General features: G+C 65.7%; 16 protein-coding genes. 5 read left to right on the top strand and 11 right to left on the bottom strand.

Features of this window, described 5'->3' with window-relative positions; translation table 11 throughout:
* Positions 1-76: 76 nt before the first annotated feature.
* From WDN01_21640 to WDN01_21630, 3 genes are all read right to left on the bottom strand, one after another.
* Positions 77-973, bottom strand: a complete 897-nt coding sequence (locus tag WDN01_21640) for a hypothetical protein (GenBank protein ID MEJ0028636.1) — start codon at positions 971-973, stop codon at positions 77-79.
* A gap of 312 nt (positions 974-1,285) precedes the next feature.
* Positions 1,286-1,891 carry an NAD(P)-dependent oxidoreductase gene (locus WDN01_21635; GenBank protein ID MEJ0028635.1) on the bottom strand — a complete coding sequence of 202 codons (606 nt, stop codon included), beginning with the start codon at positions 1,889-1,891 and terminating at the stop codon, positions 1,286-1,288.
* 76 nt (positions 1,892-1,967) lie between these two features.
* Positions 1,968-3,359 (bottom strand): MFS transporter, encoded by a 1,392-nt coding sequence (locus WDN01_21630; protein MEJ0028634.1) that lies wholly within the window; start codon positions 3,357-3,359, stop codon positions 1,968-1,970.
* A gap of 215 nt (positions 3,360-3,574) precedes the next feature.
* Between WDN01_21630 and WDN01_21625 the strand changes: the two genes are divergently transcribed.
* Positions 3,575-4,930, top strand: a complete 1,356-nt coding sequence (locus tag WDN01_21625) for an MFS transporter (GenBank protein ID MEJ0028633.1) — start codon at positions 3,575-3,577, stop codon at positions 4,928-4,930.
* A 60-nt stretch (positions 4,931-4,990) separates the two neighbouring features.
* Here WDN01_21625 and WDN01_21620 read toward each other — a convergent pair whose 3' ends face one another.
* The 4 genes from WDN01_21620 to WDN01_21605 all read right to left on the bottom strand — a co-directional run bounded on the left by WDN01_21620 (position 4,991) and on the right by WDN01_21605 (position 9,908).
* Complete coding sequence (locus WDN01_21620) at positions 4,991-6,649, bottom strand: GMC family oxidoreductase N-terminal domain-containing protein (GenBank protein ID MEJ0028632.1); 1,659 nt, start codon at positions 6,647-6,649, stop codon at positions 4,991-4,993.
* Positions 6,650-6,819: 170 nt separating this feature from the next.
* Complete coding sequence (locus tag WDN01_21615) at positions 6,820-8,217, bottom strand: hypothetical protein (protein ID MEJ0028631.1); 1,398 nt, start codon at positions 8,215-8,217, stop codon at positions 6,820-6,822.
* A 25-nt stretch (positions 8,218-8,242) separates the two neighbouring features.
* On the bottom strand, positions 8,243-8,986 hold the full coding sequence (locus tag WDN01_21610; protein ID MEJ0028630.1) for a beta-etherase: 744 nt from the start codon (positions 8,984-8,986) through the stop codon (positions 8,243-8,245).
* Between the two features lie 49 nt (positions 8,987-9,035).
* Entirely contained in the window at positions 9,036-9,908 is an 873-nt protein-coding gene (locus WDN01_21605) for a 3-keto-5-aminohexanoate cleavage protein (protein MEJ0028629.1), read from the bottom strand.
* 183 nt (positions 9,909-10,091) lie between these two features.
* Here WDN01_21605 and WDN01_21600 point away from each other — a divergent pair, with 183 nt between their 5' ends.
* A complete protein-coding gene (locus WDN01_21600) occupies positions 10,092-11,237 on the top strand; it encodes a cobalamin-independent methionine synthase II family protein (protein ID MEJ0028628.1) in 1,146 nt (381 codons plus the stop codon).
* A gap of 144 nt (positions 11,238-11,381) precedes the next feature.
* Here WDN01_21600 and WDN01_21595 read toward each other — a convergent pair whose 3' ends face one another.
* Together WDN01_21595 and WDN01_21590 are read right to left on the bottom strand one after the other, a co-directional pair.
* Positions 11,382-11,840, bottom strand: a complete 459-nt coding sequence (locus tag WDN01_21595) for a nuclear transport factor 2 family protein (protein ID MEJ0028627.1) — start codon at positions 11,838-11,840, stop codon at positions 11,382-11,384.
* A gap of 4 nt (positions 11,841-11,844) precedes the next feature.
* Entirely contained in the window at positions 11,845-12,540 is a 696-nt protein-coding gene (locus WDN01_21590; protein MEJ0028626.1) for an alpha/beta fold hydrolase, read from the bottom strand.
* A gap of 137 nt (positions 12,541-12,677) precedes the next feature.
* Between WDN01_21590 and WDN01_21585 the strand changes: the two genes are divergently transcribed.
* The gene (locus WDN01_21585; GenBank protein MEJ0028625.1) at positions 12,678-13,520 is read left to right on the top strand and encodes a gallate dioxygenase; all 843 of its coding nucleotides are present in this window, start codon (positions 12,678-12,680) and stop codon (positions 13,518-13,520) included.
* Positions 13,517-13,876: a hypothetical protein gene (locus WDN01_21580; protein MEJ0028624.1), complete on the top strand. Its 360-nt coding sequence runs from the start codon at positions 13,517-13,519 to the stop codon at positions 13,874-13,876. The genes WDN01_21585 and WDN01_21580 overlap by 4 nt, the downstream gene beginning before the upstream one ends.
* A 119-nt stretch (positions 13,877-13,995) precedes the next feature.
* On the opposite strand, the gene WDN01_21575 is transcribed toward WDN01_21580, so the two are convergent.
* A complete protein-coding gene (locus WDN01_21575; GenBank protein ID MEJ0028623.1) occupies positions 13,996-14,913 on the bottom strand; it encodes a CmcJ/NvfI family oxidoreductase in 918 nt (305 codons plus the stop codon).
* On the bottom strand, positions 14,914-15,804 hold the full coding sequence (locus tag WDN01_21570) for a helix-turn-helix transcriptional regulator (protein ID MEJ0028622.1): 891 nt from the start codon (positions 15,802-15,804) through the stop codon (positions 14,914-14,916).
* A 161-nt stretch (positions 15,805-15,965) separates the two neighbouring features.
* Here WDN01_21570 and WDN01_21565 point away from each other — a divergent pair, with 161 nt between their 5' ends.
* Positions 15,966-17,783: a PEP-utilizing enzyme gene (locus WDN01_21565; GenBank protein MEJ0028621.1), complete on the top strand. Its 1,818-nt coding sequence runs from the start codon at positions 15,966-15,968 to the stop codon at positions 17,781-17,783.
* The last annotated feature ends 3 nt before the right edge of the window (positions 17,784-17,786 follow it).

The following is a 17,786-nucleotide window of genomic DNA, read 5'->3' as shown; positions in this document are numbered from 1 at the left end:
TCCCGCGTAAGCGGGAATCCGGTCTTGGCGGCTCTGGATGCCCGCCTTCGCGGGCATGACAATTATCGGGCATGAATCAAGCCGCGGCCCGGTTGGGCCCGATGAAACGGCGGAAGGCGCGGATCATGAAGGGCACGAAGCGCGGGCGCTTGAGGCGCGGATCGTAGCCGCCGAGCCGGCGGTCGTTCTCGACGAGGCAGGTGTCCATCAGCTTGAACACGTCGATGTCGTCGCCGCCGAGCTGGCTGGCGCCGTTGACCGTGAAGTTGTTGTCCTGCTGGCCGTTGGAGACGTCCGACGCGATGCCGATGCGCTCATAGACGAGGAAGATCCAAACCGCGAGGACCTTGAGCTCGAACCAGGGGCGGCGCCACAGCGGCATGTTGCGGCGGTGCCAGGCGACCCAGTTCACGAAGAAGAGGATGTGGCGGCCTTCCTCCTGGACCACCGGCTCGAAGGTGTCGACCAGCTCGGCGGGGAAGAAGCCGGAGGATTTGGCGGTCTCGAACAGCCCGAAGGCGAAGAAGCTGTCGATGCACTCGCTGTAGCCGGTGACGAGGAAGGCCCATTCCGGGTCCTTGGGGCGCGGATAGGCCGGCTCCGGCGCCAGCTTGATGCCATAGGCCTCGACCAGGTTCGACAGGACGTAGCGGTGGCGGCGCTCCTCGAAGCCGTTCAGCTCCACGGCCTTGCGCAGCAGGGGATCGGCGATGCCTTCCGCATAGGTGCAGACATTGAGGCCGGCGCGGTTCTCGGTCTGCACCGCGATGTCCCAGATCGGCAGGGCGGTGATGCGGCCCTTGGTGGCGTCGTCGAGCTTCGGCCAGTCGATCACGGCGGGGCGGTAGGGATTGAAGGTGTCGAGCAGCGTCTTGCAGAACAGCCTCTTGTGCTCGTCCGAGCCGTAGCGGATCGGGCCCGCGCCCAGGGCCGGGCCGGTGGGCGTGATCTCGGGGAATGTGAGTGCCGTCATCGTCGCAATCCGTCAGAAGCCGGCGATCTTGAAGGCGGGCGATCCTCCCGCCAAGACCCCGGAAAAATGTCGAGCAATAAGAGGGGGTTGAACGGCGAGGCGATAGCAGAAAAGCGCGGAATTCGCAAAACCCCGCCGCAGCGCAGCGGGCGTTGGTCCGCAGGGGCAAAGCCACGCAGGCGTCGGCAGCCGGGACCGGACCGTCGGAATCGGACCGAACAAAAAAATCGTCATCGCCCGCTTTATGCGGGCGACCCATCTTTATCCCTTGCGGCCAAAATGGGTTGCCCGGACGAGCCGGGCAATGACGATTTAGTAGCCGATCGTGAACCGCTTCTGGATGTGGCGCGGGTTTTCCAGCTCGTCGACCAGGGCGATGGCGTAGTCGTCGTAGGAAATCCGGCTCTTGCCCGCCGCGTCGGAGATGAGCTGGTCGCCGCCGAGGCGGAACTTGCCCGTCCGCTCGCCCGGGCCGATCTCGGCCGCCGGGGAGAAGAACGTCCAGTCGAGGCCGGTTTCGCCGCGCAGCCGCTTCAGGTTCAGGGCCGCCTCGTCGAGGATCGCGCGCACCGCGTCAGGCAGCGTCAGCGTGTCCTTCAGCATCTTGCCGGGCGCGACTTCGAGCGAGCCGGCGCCGCCCACCATGATGTAGCGCTTCACGCCGGAGCGCTTGACGCCCTCGATGATCGCCGGCGACAGGCCGGGCGCGAAGGGCGCGGAACTGACCACGGCATCGTGACCCTTGAGCACGGCGGCCAGGGCGGCCGGATCGGAGGCGTCTGCGCTGACCGCCTGCGTGCCGGCCGGCGCCTTGTCGGTGTTGCGCGCGATGGCGGTGACGGAATGGCCACGCGAGAGCAGTTCGGCGGCGATCTTGCTGCCGATATTGCCGGTGGCGCCGATGAGCGCGACTTTCATGTGCGATCTTCCTTCAGGGGTTGCGGTTCCGGGAGACTATCGGATCGGGCCGCGGAAAGGGAACGCCGTCCCATCGTCAGCTCCACTGCTTGCTCACGCGCTCCACCATCGCGCCGTAGGGCCTCAGGCCGCGCCAGATCGTGAAGGCGGCCGCCGGACCCAGGACCACGGCCGCCAGCGACATGGCATAGCGCAGGTCGGCTTCGCGGCCGAAGACATGCTCGGTCAGGACGGCGATCAGGGTCGGGCCGAGCCCATAGCCCAGCACGTTGATGATGAAGATGCCGAGCGCGCTGAACTGGCTGCGCATCTCGTTGGGCGTCACGATCTGGATGGCGGCGTTTTGCGGCCCGAGCAGCCAGGCCGCGATGAAGCCGTTCACGGCGCTGATCGCGATGGCGTATTCCGGCCGCGGCATGAGCGGAAAGGCGATCTGTCCGGGAATGAGCAGGCAGATGGTCAGGAGCGCGACGCGCAGATTGGCGTCGTGCCGGCCCTGCCGCGCCCAGCGCTCGGCCAGCCAGCTTCCGAACATCGCGCCCGGCGGCCACACCAGGAGGATCACGAAGCCGGTGACGAGACCGACCTGCCCCATCGACCAGCCATAGGTGCGGCCGTAGAAGGCCGGCCCCCAGGAGAGCGTGCCGATCGAAAGCGTGGTCGAGAAGGCGAGGCCCAGCAGCATCGTTCCGTAGACGGAGCGATTGTCGTAGAGAAACTTCGCCACCGTCGACAGCGGCACGGAGGCGGGGCGGCCCTGCTTGCCGACGCTGATCGCGCGGCCGCGGCGCACCGGCTCGGGAATGGTCCACAGAAGCGCCGAGACGACCAGGCCGGGTATCCCCACCAGCAGGAACGCCATCTGCCAGCTCTTCAGCGTTCCGACGACGGGCAGCGTGACCGGCGGCATGCTCTGGAGGAAATGCACGATCGCGCCGCCGATGATGAGCGACAGGCCCGTGCCGGCCATGAAGCCGAAGCTCATCACGGCGATGGCGCGCGGCAGCTTGGCGGGGGGAAACAGGTCCGACAGCATCGAATAGGTCGCCGGCCCGCTGCACGATTCGCCGACGCCGGTGCCGACGCGCGCCGCGAAGAACTGCCAGAAGGTATGCGTGAGGCCGCACAGCGCCGTGGCCAGGCTCCACAGCCCGATGCCGACGCCGATGATCGTGCGGCGGATGCCGACATCGGCATAGCGCGCCACCGGCAGCCCGAGGAACACGTAGAACAGGATGAACGCGAAGCCCATGAGCAGGCTCATCTGGAAATCGGTGAGCTGCAGGTCGGCCTTTATGCTCGGCACCAGGAGCGTGATGATTCCCCGGTCGAGGAAGTTGATCATCAGCGTGAGCGAGAAGACGAACACCGCGTACCACGCGATGCGCGGGCTCGGCCAGGGCAGGCTCGACGCGGGGGCCTCCGGCACCAGTTGAAGCGAGGCTTCGGCGATCGGCTCGAGTGTCATCGTCGCGTCCCTGCCCTGTTTGGTTCTAATTTTTATCCATCTTGGAATTGCGCGCGGCACGACTACTCCACTGTCGGGGAACAAGGAGGCGAGAGTCGGAGAAACCCCTCGTTTCATTGAAGAATCCCTCTCGTCGGACGGGACGGATAGGGGTAACACTGCGCGACGCCATCGGATCGCCCGAGAGTCCGAAGCGCGCGAGGAGGAGCAGAGCCATGGTCAACGTCGCCAATGCGGAGCTCATCGAGGGACCGCAGGAGATCGACACCGCGCCGCCGGAGATGGAAGGCGATTTCTCGCCGCGCAAGCTGAAGATCGTCGCCGGCATCATCGTCGGGCAGAGCTTCGGCACCTCCATCCTGCCCTATAGCGCGCTGATGCTGATGCTGATGCCGCTGACGCGCCAGTTCGGCTGGACCGCGGCGCAGTTCTCCGTGGCGGTGACGTTCCTGTTCATGGCCGGTGCGGTAAGCCTGTGGCCGATCGGGCGGCTGGCGGACAAGTTCGGCATAAGGCCGGTGCTGCTCGGCGGCACGCTGATGGTGGGCCTGGTGACGCTCGGCATGGCGTTCCAGACCGCGAGCCTGTGGCAGTTCTATGCCTATTACGCGCTGCTCGGCGTCTTCGGCTCGACGGGCGTGACCTACACGAAAGTCGTCGCGGCGCTGTTCACGCAGCATCGCGGCAAGGCGATGGCGATATTGACCGCGGAGACCACGCTGGCGCGCGCCGGCATCCCGCTCGTGGTGAACTGGCTCCTGCTGAACGAGGGCTGGCAGACCATGTACATCGTGTTCGGCGCGGCGATCCTTCTCTGCGTGCCGGTGCTGTTCTTCACCATCGAGGAGCCGGGCGAGCACGGCACGGCCGGCAAATTCTCCTGGCGCAAGTCCAAGACGGCCGCGTCGGACGCGCCGCCGATGCCGAAGCCCGACCTGCCGGGCATGACCATCAAGCAGGCGCTGCGCGATCCGGTGTTCTGGCTGTCGACGCTGGCCGCGTTCATCGGCCTCTTCATCTTCAACGGCATGTTCCCGCATATCGTGCCGGCGCTGGTCGGCAAGGGCTTCTCGCAGACCACGGTGGTGGAGCTGCAGTCGAGCTCGACGGTGATCGCCTTCGCCGGCGCCCTCGTCGGTGGCTGGGCGGTGGACCGCTTCCAGACGCCCAAGATCGCCGTGCCGATCTGCCTGGTCGCGTCGCTGGGCGCCTTCCTCACGATAATCGTGTCGCCGAGCGTGGGCGGCGTGCCGCTCCTGGCGGCGATCCTGATCCTGGGCTCGCTGTCGTTCAACGCGCTGTTCCCGATGGGCAACTACTTCGCGACGCGGTTCTTCGGGCTGGGCTCGCTCACCGAGATCGTGGCGGTGCAGTTCATGGTGACCAACCTCTTCGCCGGGTTCAGCGCGCCCCTGTTCGGCTGGATCTTCGACACCACGCATTCCTACAACACCGTGTTCCTGATCACGACGGTGCTGAATCTTGTGGTGGCGCTGATCTGGCTGGTAATGCCGAAATACCGCTACGCCGCGAACATCGGCCAAGCGGCGGCGCCGGTGAAGAGGGCATAGGACAAAACACTGTCATGGTCCGCGAATGCGGGCCATGACACCTTGGATGTTGCAGGCCGCTTAAGCCGCCGCCGCGGCCACGCTCTTGCCCAGGATCATGTCCGCCGCCTTCTCCGCGATCATGATGGTCGGCGCGTTGGTGTTGCCCGACGCGATGCGCGGCATGATCGAGGCGTCGACCACGCGCAGGCCCTCGATCCCGTGGACGCGCAATTGCGGATCGACCACCGCCATCGAATCATGCCCCATCTTCGCCGTGCCGACGGCGTGATAGAGCGTGGCGCCGGCGAGCTTGGCATAGGCGATCTTGCTCTCGTCGGTGTCGCCGAAGGGATCGCCCGGCGCGGCGAGATATTTGGCTATGGCCGGCTGGCCCATGATCTTGCGCGCCCAATCGAGGCCGGCTATCGCCGCCTGCTTGTCGGCCGGATCGGCGAGATAGTTCGGCACGATGGCGGGATAGACCGTCGCGTCCGCCGACTTGATGTGCACGCTGCCGCGCGATTCCGGGCGCACCTGGCACGGCGTGCAGGTGAGACCGGGCTCCTTCTCCAGGACCAGCGCCTGGGTCTTGCCGAGGATCTCCAGATCCATCGACGCCGCCATCATGTGGAATTGCAGGTCGGGGTGCGCCAGCTCGGCGCGCGATTTCAGGAACGCCACGACATGGGCGACGGCGAAGGTCAGCAGGCCCTTGCGCTGGAAACCGTATTTCAGGATCTCCTTCAAGAGCGGCAGACCGCGCGACAGCTCGTTGACCGTGGCGCATTCGGGCTTCAGCCGCCACTGGCAGCCGATCATGTAATGATCCTGGAGGTTCTCGCCGACCCCGGGAAGCTCGTGCAGCACCGGCACGCCCGCCTTCTGCAGCACCTCGCCGCGGCCGATGCCGGAGACTTCGAGGAGCTGCGGCGAGGCGACGGCACCGGCGGCGAGGATCACCTCGCGCCGGCATTTGGCGATCTTCTTCTCGCCGTGCTGGACGTATTCGACGCCGACGGCGCGCTTGCCTTCGAACAGGACCCGCGTGGTCTGCGCCTCGGTCTCGACGCGCAGGTTCTTGCGGACCATCACGGGATGCAGATAGCCGACCGCGGTGGAATGGCGCCGGCCGTTCTTCACCGTGAGCTGGAACCAGGTGGCGCCTTCCTGGTCGCCGCCATTGATGTCGTCGTTGCGCGGGATGCCGGCCTCGATGGCCGCGTCGAGCAGCGCCCGGGAAATCTCGTTCTTCTCGGTGATGTCGGAGACGTTGAGCGGCCCTCCCGTGCCGTGGAAATCGTCGTCGCCGCGTTCCTGGTGCTCGGCGCGGCGGAAATAGGGCAGCACGTCCTGGTAGGACCAGCCTTCGCAGCCCATCTGGCGCCAGCCGTCGTAATCCGCCGACTGGCCGCGGATATAGAGCAGGCCGTTGATCGAGGACGAGCCGCCCAGCACCTTGCCCTTGGGCCATTTGTGCCGGCGCCCGCCCGAGCCCTCGTCGATCTCGGTCTCGTAGAGCCAGTTCACCTTCGGATCGTTCAGCGTCTTGCCGAAGCCGATGGGCGTGTGGATCATCACGTTCGACCAGAACTGCTTGAGATTGTGCAGCGGCCGGTCGTCGCCGCCCGCCTCCAGAAGCAGGACCGTGTTCTTCGGATCGGCCGACAGCCGGTTGGCGAGCACGCAGCCCGCGCTGCCCGCGCCGACGACGATGAAATCGAAATTATCCGCAGCCATGTGCATCGCCTCCCAGCGGTTTTTTCTTATGTTAGGGCAAGATGGCTTCGGACCGAATCCCTTCCAAGATGTCATTCCCGCGAAAGCGGGAATCCAGTCTTGGCCACCTTCCCAGTCCCCCGGATGCCCGCCTGCGCGGGCATGACAAGGTACTTAAATCGGCAGGCCGCTCAGCCCTGCGCCGTCCCGCGCCAGCCGCCGGGGGCGTAGCCCTGGCGGACCACCTCCGTATAGGGCGACGGGCTGACCACGGCGCGGATTTCGGTCTGCACATGCGGCTCGACGGTCGGCTTGGTCGTGCCGCCGTTCGGCTCGCCCCAGATCAGCGTCACCTCGTTGCCAGGCTCGGCGAATTCGGCGTCGAGGATCGCGAGCGTCAGCATCTTGCCTTCGTTGCTGCTGTAGCCGATCCATGTCGACAGGCCCGCGGCCTTCGAGCCCGACAGCACGCGGTCGTAGAGATGCATGCAATAGACCGCCGACGGCGAGTCGAAATATTTCGCGCGCACCGCCTTGTTGAACATCGTGTTGAACGTGCGGGTCACGTCGTCATTGTTCAGCGCCAGCGTCACCTTCTTGCGGTGCGGCCCAGGCGCGATCTTCTCCAGCGCCTCGCGGCCGATGAAGTCGTGGTCGAACTTGACGAAGCCGCCATAGCCGATGTCCCACGGCGTCAGGTAATAGTCCTCGATCCGGTTGGAGATCAGGCTGCCGCCCAGCGAGGCCGCGGCCTCATAGCTCTTGGCCGTCAGCCATTGGCGGTAGGGCTTCATCGTCTCGCCGGAATAGACGGCGGGCAGCGGCGACGGAATCCAGCCCGATTCCAGCGCGTTGGTCGAATAGGCGCGGCCGCCGACCAGGCGCAGGCCGAATTCCTCGCCGGCCTTGACCAGCGCCGCGTGCACCGCTTCGGCGTCGCCCCAGGGTCCGAACAATTCCCAGCCCGGCTGGCCCGACATGCCGTGGCGCAGCGCGGTGACCGGCTTGCCCGCAATCTCGATGTCGCGCATGTGGAAGAACTTGAGCTCCTCCGGCGTCTTGCCCAGCGCCTTCTCCAGCACCTTCATCGCATTGGGGCCCTGGATCTGGTAGCGCCACACCTTGCGCTTGCCGTCGGCGCGCAGCGCGGTGCGCTGGTCGAGCTCTGCCTTGACGTCCCACTTGCCGCTGGCGGCATGGAACTGGACCCATTCCAGCGCCGGCGCGCGGCCGACGAGGTTGAACTTGTTCTCGGCGAGATAGAACATGATGACGTCGCCGATGAGGTATCCTTCATGGCTGACGGGCGCGAACTGCTTGGCGCGGCCCGGCACGAAGCCCTTGAAGCTGTTCGGCGCCAGATAGTTCAGCAGCTTGAACGCGTCCGGCCCTTCGACCGCCAGATCGGCCATGTGATAGGACTGGTTGAACAGCACGGCGGTCTTCTGCCAGGCGTTCTGCTCGTCGCGCCAGTTGGTGTATTCCGGCTTCACGCCGGGATAGACGTTCGGGCCGGACTGCGAATTGCGCAGCATCTCGACGACATTGCCCGATGCTTGAATCAGATCTTCGAGGGTCTTCTCGCTCATAGGTCCTTGTTCTCCGGATAATCGTTCAGGCGGCCTTGGCCTCTGGCTTGGGAAGGCCGAAAAGAGTGTGCATGCCGGGATGGCGGCCGAGGCCGCCATAGAGATCGAAGCCGCGGTCGATCCAGTCCTTGAGCGGATCGTCGGCATAAAGCGGCGGGATTTTCGCGACGGACGCGGTCCACAGGAACACGGCGAGCGCGCGATAATCCGCGTAGTTCGGCTTGTCGCCGCCGAGCCATTTGGTGTCCTTCAAGAGGACGCGGAAGGGTTCGAGCTCCGGCGGCACCAGCGGCAGGCGCTCTTCCCGGCCCGCCTGGACGTCTTCCAGCTTGCGGCCCTGCAGGAACATCGTCTCGCGGCTTTCGCGGACATAGGCATGGTCCTGCGGCAGCGACAGATCGTGGTAATCGAGGATGTAGCAGGAGAACCACGGCCGGATGGCGGTCGCCCAGAGCCAGGCGTCGATGAATTTGGTCAGCACCTTCATGCTGTCGCCTTCGATCAGCATCGGCCGGTCGGGATAGGTCTTGTCGAGATATTCGGCGATGTCCCAGCTGTCCTTCACCCAATGGCCGTCGTCGACGATGACCGGCACGCGGTCGGCGAAGCCCTTGGTGCGCTCCTGGATGCCGGTGAAGCCGCCGGGCACGATGTCGATGTCGAAGCCCTTGTGCTTCAGCGCGTATTTCGTCGCCCAGACGAAGGGGCTGATGGTGCAGCCGCTCGCGAGCTGAAGATCGAAGAGCGTGATCGTGTTGTCCTTGGCCATGTTCCGTCCCTCTTGGGCGCGCGGCGCCTGCCGCCGCCCGGGCCGCCTTCTAGTGAGGCAGTCCCAATTGCTTGCGCGCCTCGCGGGGCGTCGCGACCTCGCGGCCGAGGCGCTCCACCAGCTCGGCGGCCTGCATCACCATGGTGCCGTTGGAGCGCGCCTGCCGGCCCGGTCCGAGATAGGTCGAATCCTCGAAGCCGGTGCGGACATTGCCGCCCAGGATCACCGACTGCGCCGCCATCGCCCAGGTGTGCTTGGAGATGCCGAAGCCCTGCCAGATCGCGCCCTTGGGCAGGCGGTTCTTGCAATAGATCATCGCTTCGGGATCGGCGGGGATGCCGTATTTGGTGCCCATCACGACGGAAAAGACGCCGGGGCCGTCGAGCACGCCGTCCGCGATGAGGTCGTCCGCGAAGACCAGGTCGCCGGTGTCGAACACCTCGATCTCCGGCTTGACGCCCATGTCGCGGATCATGTGACCCATCTTGGTCATCATCTTCTTGGTGTTGATCGCCACCGTGCCGAAGATCTGCATGGTGCAGATGTCGAGCGTGCACATTTCCGGACGCAGGCGCTCGATATGCTCCAGCCGCTTCTCGGCGGTGAACACCTGGGCGCCGGGGCCGGGCATCATCGGGTCCTCGTCCGACTGGATCCAGTTGCAGCCGGGACCGGTCGTGAGATTGATGATCAGCTCGTTGTTCTTCTGCCGGATGCGGTTGTAGACCTCTTCATAGTCCTCGAAATCCACCGACTGCGAGCCGTCCGGCTTGCGGACATGGACGTGGATGATCGAGGCGCCGGCCTCCCCCGCCTCGAGCGCCGCGTTGGCGACCTGCTCGTTGGACTTGGGGAAATCCGGATGATCGGGTACGGGAGACGATCCCGTGACGGCGCAGGTGATGATGACCTTGTTCGACACGAAACGCCTCGTTGGAATAGCCTTGGAATAGCTTTAGATCAGCAGGATCAAGCACATCCAGAAGCAGATGTATTCTGGTATAAATCTTACCACTTTGCCCCGGCCGGTGAATGCGCCAATTGTGAACTCAACCATTGCTGACAGCGCGCGAGGACCGTGAATCCGCGCCATGAGGAGACCTGCATGCGTCATAGCGGCGATAAAATCCTGACCACCCATGTCGGCAGCCTGCCGCGTTCGCAGACGCTGGTGGACGCGCTCCTGCGCAAGGATCGCGGCGAGGCGGACGCCGCGTTCGACGGCGTGGTGCGCGACGCGGTGTTCGACGCGGTCGCGCGGCAGAAGCAGGCCGGCGTCGATGTGCCGAGCGACGGCGAGCAGAGCAAGGTCAGCTATTCGACCTATATGATGGACCGGCTGACCGGCTTCGGCGGCGACAATGAGCGGCGCGTGGCGCTCGACCTCAAGGACTATCCGGAATTCCGCCAGAAGATGGCGCGGATGACCGGCACGCAGGAATTCCGCCGCTCGTCCTGCATCGGGCCGGTCGCGGTGAAAGACCTGGGTCCGCTGCACACCGACATCGAAAACCTCAAGGCCGCGGCGCAGAAGAACGGCGTGGCCGAGGCGTTCATGAACTCCGCCTCGCCCGGCCTCGTCACCGCGTTCCAGCCGAACCAATTCTATCCGACGCACGAGGCCTATCTGGCGGCGATCGCGGAGGCGATGAAGGCGGAATACCGCACCATCGTGGATTCGGGCCTGCTGCTGCAGCTCGACTGTCCCGATCTCGCGATGGCGGCGCATATCGCCTTCCAGGACCTGAGCGAGGCGGACTTCCTCAAGCGCGCCGAACTGCATGTCGAGGCGATGAACCATGCGCTCGACGGCATCGATGCGTCGCGGGTTCGCATGCACATCTGCTGGGGCAATTACGAGGGGCCGCACGACCACGACATCGCGGTCGACAAGCTGTTCGGCGCCATCGCCAAGGCCAAGCCCCAGGCGATCCTGTTCGAGGGCGCCAATGTGCGGCACGAGCACGAATGGGCCGCCTGGCGGAACGCGCCGATCCCGGATGACAAGATCCTGGTGCCCGGCATGATCGATACCTGCAGCAACTATGTCGAGCATCCCGAGCTGGTGGCGCAGCGCATCGAACGCTGGGTCGACATCGTGGGCCGCGAGCGCGTGATCGCCGGCACCGATTGCGGCTTCGGGACCTTCGCCGGCTACGGCAAGCTCGATCCCGCTATCGCGTACAAGAAGCTGGGCGCCCTGAGCGAGGGGGCCGAGATCGCGTCGAAGCGGCTGCGCAAGGCGGCGTAGGGTCGCGAGTCAAAAAAAATCAATTGTCATCCGCCGCGAATGCGGCGGACCCAGGTGACGTCTGCACCGTAAGGCGTCACCTGGGTGGCCCGCAGTCGCGGGCCATGACAGCCTTTTTGTTGCAGCTTCGATCGGACGAACGCCCTACCCGCCGATCGTCATCGCCAGGGAGCCCTTGCGGTCCTTGAACTTCCACACCCCGTCGCCGTCCCGCACGATCACGTCTTCGAAGGCGCCCAGAAGCTGCTTGGCGTTCGCCGGCACGGGAAGTTTCGCGCCCGGCTCGATCGCCGCGGTGTAGAGCAGGATGTAGCTGTCGGCCCGCGCCTCGTTCGCGCTCAAGACGGTGACGAACGGATTGCAGATGACATGGCGGGTGAGCAGGTTCGCGGGCTTCGCGCGAAAGCCGGCGCGGATCGCTTCGCGACCCTCATAAGGCTGGTCGGGCAGCGTGGGGCGGCGAAACACGCCGTCGGCCACGAACAGCTCCGCCAGCCCGTCCGCGTCGCGGTCGTCGTTCAATTTCGCGAAACGAAAGAGAAGCGCGACGCAGTCCTGCGATATTGCCACGCGCTCCGACACCGAGAGTTCGCCCGTCGTCATCTGCCTATCCTTCCCTGTTGAGCCAGGCGGCCAAGATATCGCCGACCGCCGCCGGTTGTTCCAGCGGCGCCATATGGCCGCAATCCTCGATGACCGTCATCCGCGCGCCGGGCACCAGCGCCACGATCTCCTCGTGCTGGGATACCGGACTCCAGCCATCCTGCCGGCCGACGATGACGTCGACGGGACAGGCGATGCCGGGCAGCACGGCCTGGGCCGACGGACGCGTGAGCAGGGCGCGGATCTGGCGCGCGAAGATGAGCGGCGTGGCGCGGCAGACCATGGCGGAGATTTCCGCCATCAGGCCCGGGTCGGCGGCGGGCGCCAGCATGGGCGGGATCCAGCGCGCGGCGAGCGCTTCCATCCCTTGCGCATGGGCGAGATCGACGAGTTCCTGCCGCCCTTCCCGCTCGCCGGGACGCACGTCGTGCACGCCGGTGTCGAGCAGGGCGAGCCGCTCGACGCGTTCGGGCGCCTGGCGGGCGATCTCGATCGCGACGCGGGCGCCCATGGAGTGGCCGGCCAGGGCGAAGCGCGGCGGCGCCATGGCCAGGACGGACCGGGCCATCGCCGGAATGGAATCGTAGCCGAAGAAATGCGGCACGCGGACGTCGTGGCGTTCGGCCAGCCATGTTGCCTGCGCACGCCAGACAGCGCTGTCGCACAGCAATCCTGGTAGCAGAAATACTACCTGCCTCATCCCGCTTCCTCGAAAGCCGCGGCTTTATCATAGGCGATGGCGAGCCGTCGATGCATCCCGCGGCGCGCGCTCTTTGCCGCGTGCGTTCCGACTTTCGCCTTGATAGTTTGTCCGCGAACGGGCCCGGAGAACACAGCATGGCACGCATTATCGGAGGCATCGGGACGTCGCACGTACCGACGATCGCCATGGCCTACGACAGGAAGAAGCAGAACGAGCCGGCCTGGGCGCCGATGTTCGAGGGCTATAAGCCGGTGGCCGACTGGCTGGCGGAGAAAAAGCCCGACGTGCTGGTGACGTTCTTCAACGACCATGCGAGCAGCTTCTTCTTCGATCTCTACCCGACCTTCGCGATCGGCATCGGCGATGCGTTCGAGGTGGCGGACGAAGGCGGCGGCAAGCGGCCGCTGCCGGCGATCAGGGGCAATCTCGAGCTTTCGATCCACCTGGCGGAGCAACTGGTCAACGACGAGTTCGACATCGCGACCTTCTTCGACCGGCCGCTGGACCACGGCGTGTTCTCGCCGCTGCCCCTGCTGATGCCGCACGATCCGGCCTGGCCGGCGGCGCTGGTGCCGGTGTCGGTGAACGTCGTGCAATATCCGCTGCCGACGGCGCGGCGCTGCTACAAGCTCGGCCAGGCGGTGCGCCGCGCCGTCGAATCCTTTCCGCAGGACCTGAAGGTCGTGATCGTGGGGACGGGCGGGCTGTCGCATCAGGTGCATGGCGAGCGCGCCGGCTTCAACAACGAAAACTGGGACCGCGAGTTCATGGAGCTGTTCGTGCGCGCGCCCGAAAAGCTGCTCGACATGACGCATGCCGATTTCGTGCGGCTGGGCGGCGCCGAAAGCGTCGAGATCATCATGTGGCTGGCGATGCGCGGCGCCCTGCCGGGTCGGCTGCGCACCCTGCACGAAAGCTATTATCTCGCGACCTCCACCGCGATGGCGGTCGGCCTGTACGAGGAAATCCGCCCATGAACCCGCAACTGGAAGGCATCGAGAAACTCGAAGGCACCTATCCGTTCGACGTGCGCGGCAGCTATCGGGCGCGCAAGCTGAACCGCTTCCTGTGGAATCTGCGGCTCGCCGACCACCGCGCGCGGTTCACGACCGACGAGGCCGGCGCCTGCCGGGACGCCGGGCTGTCGCCCTTCGAATGGGATCTGGTGCGCAACCGCGACTGGCTGGGCATGATCAAATACGGCGTGCCGCTGTTCCTGATCGAGAAGATCGCGCGCGTGGTCAAGATCACCAATCTGGAGATCTACGCGATCATGCGCGGCGAGAGCTTCGAGGATTTCCTGAAGACCCGCCGCGTGCCGGACGCGCGGTAATACTTCGCGTTGTTGAACCGATTCCAGATTGTCATTCCCGCGTAGGCGGGAATCCACATCCCACCATCCGCCCTGTCACTGGATGCACGCTTGCGCGGGCATGACAGTGTTTGGGGTGCCTATTCGAAATACGCCACGACGCGGAATTCGATGCTGGCGCGCGGCTTGGCGTCGGGAAAGCTCGGATCGCGGAACGCCGTGTGCGGCGTACGCCAGGCGCGGCTGCGGTCGGAATCGTGGAACTTGATCAGCAATGCCTCGTCGCGGGTCATGTTCGAGAAATACCACCAGCGATGCGCCGGATTGTAGGTGAAGATCGACGCGCCCGGCACGGTGTCCTCGTTCGCCATCGGTCCCAGCATCGCGGCCGCGTCGGGAATCTTGTCGACGATGAAGAGCGTGTTGGTCGTCCCCTCGTCGGGACGCACGCTGCGCGCATCGCACACCGCGAGCGGCACGTCCTGCGGCGGCTCCGAAAAGGCGCGCCAATAGCTGCCGTATATAAAGCGCGAATAGCCCTTGCCGTTCGGGAAACAGCGCGCGTAATTCGTGGCGGCCACGCGGTCGGCGCGGTCGGGCGCGGTGTCGACATGCGCCTCGCCCGCCGGCGGCTGAACCCCGCCGCGATGCGCATAGCCCACGGCCTCGCGCTTGAACCGGGACATGTCGCCGGAGGTGCGGACCATCCAGCCCATGGTGGCGACGCAACTGGCGCCGGTGAACGCCTTCACCGCATCGGCGACCTCGTCCGGATAGAGGCGGTCGACCGCGTCCTTGTCGAAAAAGTCCTTCACCGCGCTTTTGTGCGCGAAGAGCTGGAACCCGTTCCTGTCCAGCGTGAAATGGCTCGCGATGGACCGGCCGTCGCGCACCCTGACCGCGTGCGGCTCGTAGCGGCCGGTGTTGTGCTCCACGCCCGGCGCCACGAAGCGGCGGTTCACGAAGGAGCCGGGCGCGACATAGGTGATCTGCGTCTCCACGCTGCGGACCTGGTCCTCGATGGCGTCGCCGGAAATCTTCGAGGCCCCATCCGACATCTATCGTCCGTCCACCGCCGCCGGCACGGGCAGCGCTTCGCCCGGCTCGCGGCGCCCGACCGCGCAGACGTCCTTTGCGATTTCCGCGATCTTGCGCGCGCTGTCCGCGTCGTGCGGCGCGAAGATCACGACCCGGAGCGACGGCTCTCCCTCCACGACATAGGACGTGTGCTCGAAGGTGATGCCGCCGAGCTGGGGATGCTTCAGCAGATGCACGCCCTCCGACCGGCCGCGCACTTCGGCGCTGTGCCACAATTCGCGGAACACGGGCGAGGCTTCGGACATCTCCTCGATCAGCGCGTCGAACGCCGGATCGCCGTCCGCCTGGCTGTAATCCACCTTGAGCTTGGCGATGATGCGGCGCGCCAGCACCTCGTACTCCTCCGGGTCTTCCTGATATTCGGGACCGGTGATCAGGATGCGCATCAGGTTGCGCCGCTCCGGCGGCAAGAGGGCATAGTCGCGAATGCAGCGCGCATACATCGCGTTCCAGTAGAGGACGTCCCAGCGCGGCGTGATGACCTGGGCGGGAACGTTCAGCGCGTCCAGCGTGCGCTTGACCGTGTCGGGCACGAGCTGGTCCGCCGCCAGACGGATCGGCGCCGGCCGGTGCTGCGCCAGCAGGAAGAGATAGTCGCGCTCCTCCGGCGACAGCCGGAGCGAGCGGCTGAGATTCTCCAGCACGCGGTCCGACGCGCGTACGTCGCGGCCCTGCTCCAGCCAGGTGTACCAGGTGGCCGAAAGGCCGGCCAAGGCGGCCACGTCCTCGCGGCGCAGGCCGGGCGTGCGCCGCCGTCCGACGGCGGGAAGGCCGACGGCGCCCGGCGAGAGCCGCGCGCGGCAATTCCGCAGGAACTCCGCCAACTGGGTACGCTGTGTGGGACTCGTCATCGTCGACGCCATCCTGAAATCGCTTGAAGCCGAACTACTCCACCGGCAGCGAATTTAGACCGGCTCGAGCGGGAAGTCGCCGTAACCTGCGGAAAAATTGCGTTCTTCTGCGCCGCCGGCTGTGCTCAGCTAATCCGAACATCAGGCTGGGAGGAAGATGCATGGGCGAAAACGGCGCGAAGAATCCGTTCCCCTTGCCGTCGCAGATCGCGGACCTCGGCGGGTCGTGGCAGGAACTCTATCCCTACTACACCCGCTTCCGGCCGGAGGACGACAAGCTCTTCTGGTTCTACAACTCCATGCACTTCCCCGAACCGATCTCCGCCTTCGACGGCATCGGCGCGGAGGCACCGTATACCGCGCTCGGCGCGATGACCGGCCGGGTCTTCGCCTTCCCGACGGTTCTGGGAATCGAATATCGCATCCTGAACGGGCGGGTTTACATCACCTCGCACGCCGTTACCGATCCCGACAGGATCCAGGCGCGGCTGGAGGAGTTCCAGCAGCGCGCAGGGCACTACTACCAGAACTGGCCGACGCTGTTCGAGGAATGGAAGACGCGCATTCAGGGCCTGATCGCGGAGTGCAAGGCGATCGAGGTGCCGGCGCTCGGCGAGCTGGAGAAGCGCGAGACGGTGATGACGGCGCACGGCGTCGCCGAGAACCATTATGTGCGCGCGGCCTGGCATCGCACCGTCGAGGCCTATTCGAAGATGTGGAACTACCATTTCGAATTCCTGATGCTCGGCTATGGCGCCTATCTGGTGTTCTTCCAGTACTGCAAGCAGGCCTTTCCGGAGATCGCCGACCAGACCGTGGCGCGGATGGTGGCCGGCATCGACGTGCTGATGTTCCGTCCCGACGACGAATTGAAGGGACTCGCGAAGGCAGCGGTCGAATTCGGCGTCGACGGAAAATTCGTCGAGGACGCCGACCACAAGGACATCCTGGCGTCGCTGGAGCAGATGGGCGAGCCGGGACGAAAATGGCTCGATGCCTTCGCGCGGGCGCGCGAGCCCTGGTTCAACATCTCGAGCGGCGACGGCTTCTATCACCATCAGCGCAGCTGGAACGACGATCTGACGATCCCGTTCTCGGCGCTGCCGCGCTATATCGACATGGTCAAGCGAGGCGAATCGCTCGACCGCCCGATCGAGAAGCTCAAGAAGGAGCGCGAGCGTTTCGTCGCCGACTACCGCGACCTGCTGGCGACCGACGACGACCGGGCGACGTTCGACCAGATGCTCGGGCTCTGCCACCTCGTGTTCCCCTATGTGGAGGACCACAAATTCTTCTGCGAGCACTGGTTCGTCGTCACCTTCTACAACAAGGTGCGCGAGTTCGGGGACCTCTTGGTGCGCGCGAACGTGCTGGAGAAAGCCGAGGACATCTTCCATCTGCAGCACACCGAAGTGGAACAGGCGCTGATCGACGCCATGCTGGCCTGGGCGGCCGGCGTCGAATGCCAGGGCGGCCGGCACTTCAAGCCGCTGGTGGAGCGGCGGCGCGCGATCCACGAGAAGCTCAAGGACTGGAACGCGCCGATGGCGCTGGGGCCCCTGCCCGACTCCGTCGAGGACCCGGCGGTGCAGATGCTGTGGGGCATCACCAGCGAAAGCCTGGAACGCTGGTCCGCGCCGGTGGACGAGGAGCGCAAGAACGAGATCGCCGGCTTCGCGGCCTCGCCGGGCGTCGTCGAGGGCATCGCGCGGGTGCTGAAGACCGCCGGCGAGATCGGCCAGGTGCGCGAGGGCGACATCCTGGTCTGTCCGGTGACCAGCCCGAGCTGGGGGCCGGTGTTCGGCAAGATCAAGGCGGCGGTCTCCGATATCGGCGGCACGATGAGCCACGCCGCCATCGTGGCGCGCGAATACGGCATGCCCGCCGTGGTGGGGACGGGCCGGGCGACGAAGCGGATCGTCACCGGGCAGCGCCTGCGCGTCGACGGCAACCGCGGCATCGTGACGATATTGGATTAGACA

Source organism: Rhizomicrobium sp. (assembly GCA_037200985.1).
In the GTDB taxonomy this organism is placed as follows: Bacteria; Pseudomonadota; Alphaproteobacteria; order Micropepsales; family Micropepsaceae; genus Rhizomicrobium.
Note: the sequence above shows the minus strand (reverse complement) of the source record. Positions and strands in the feature narration are given on the sequence as shown.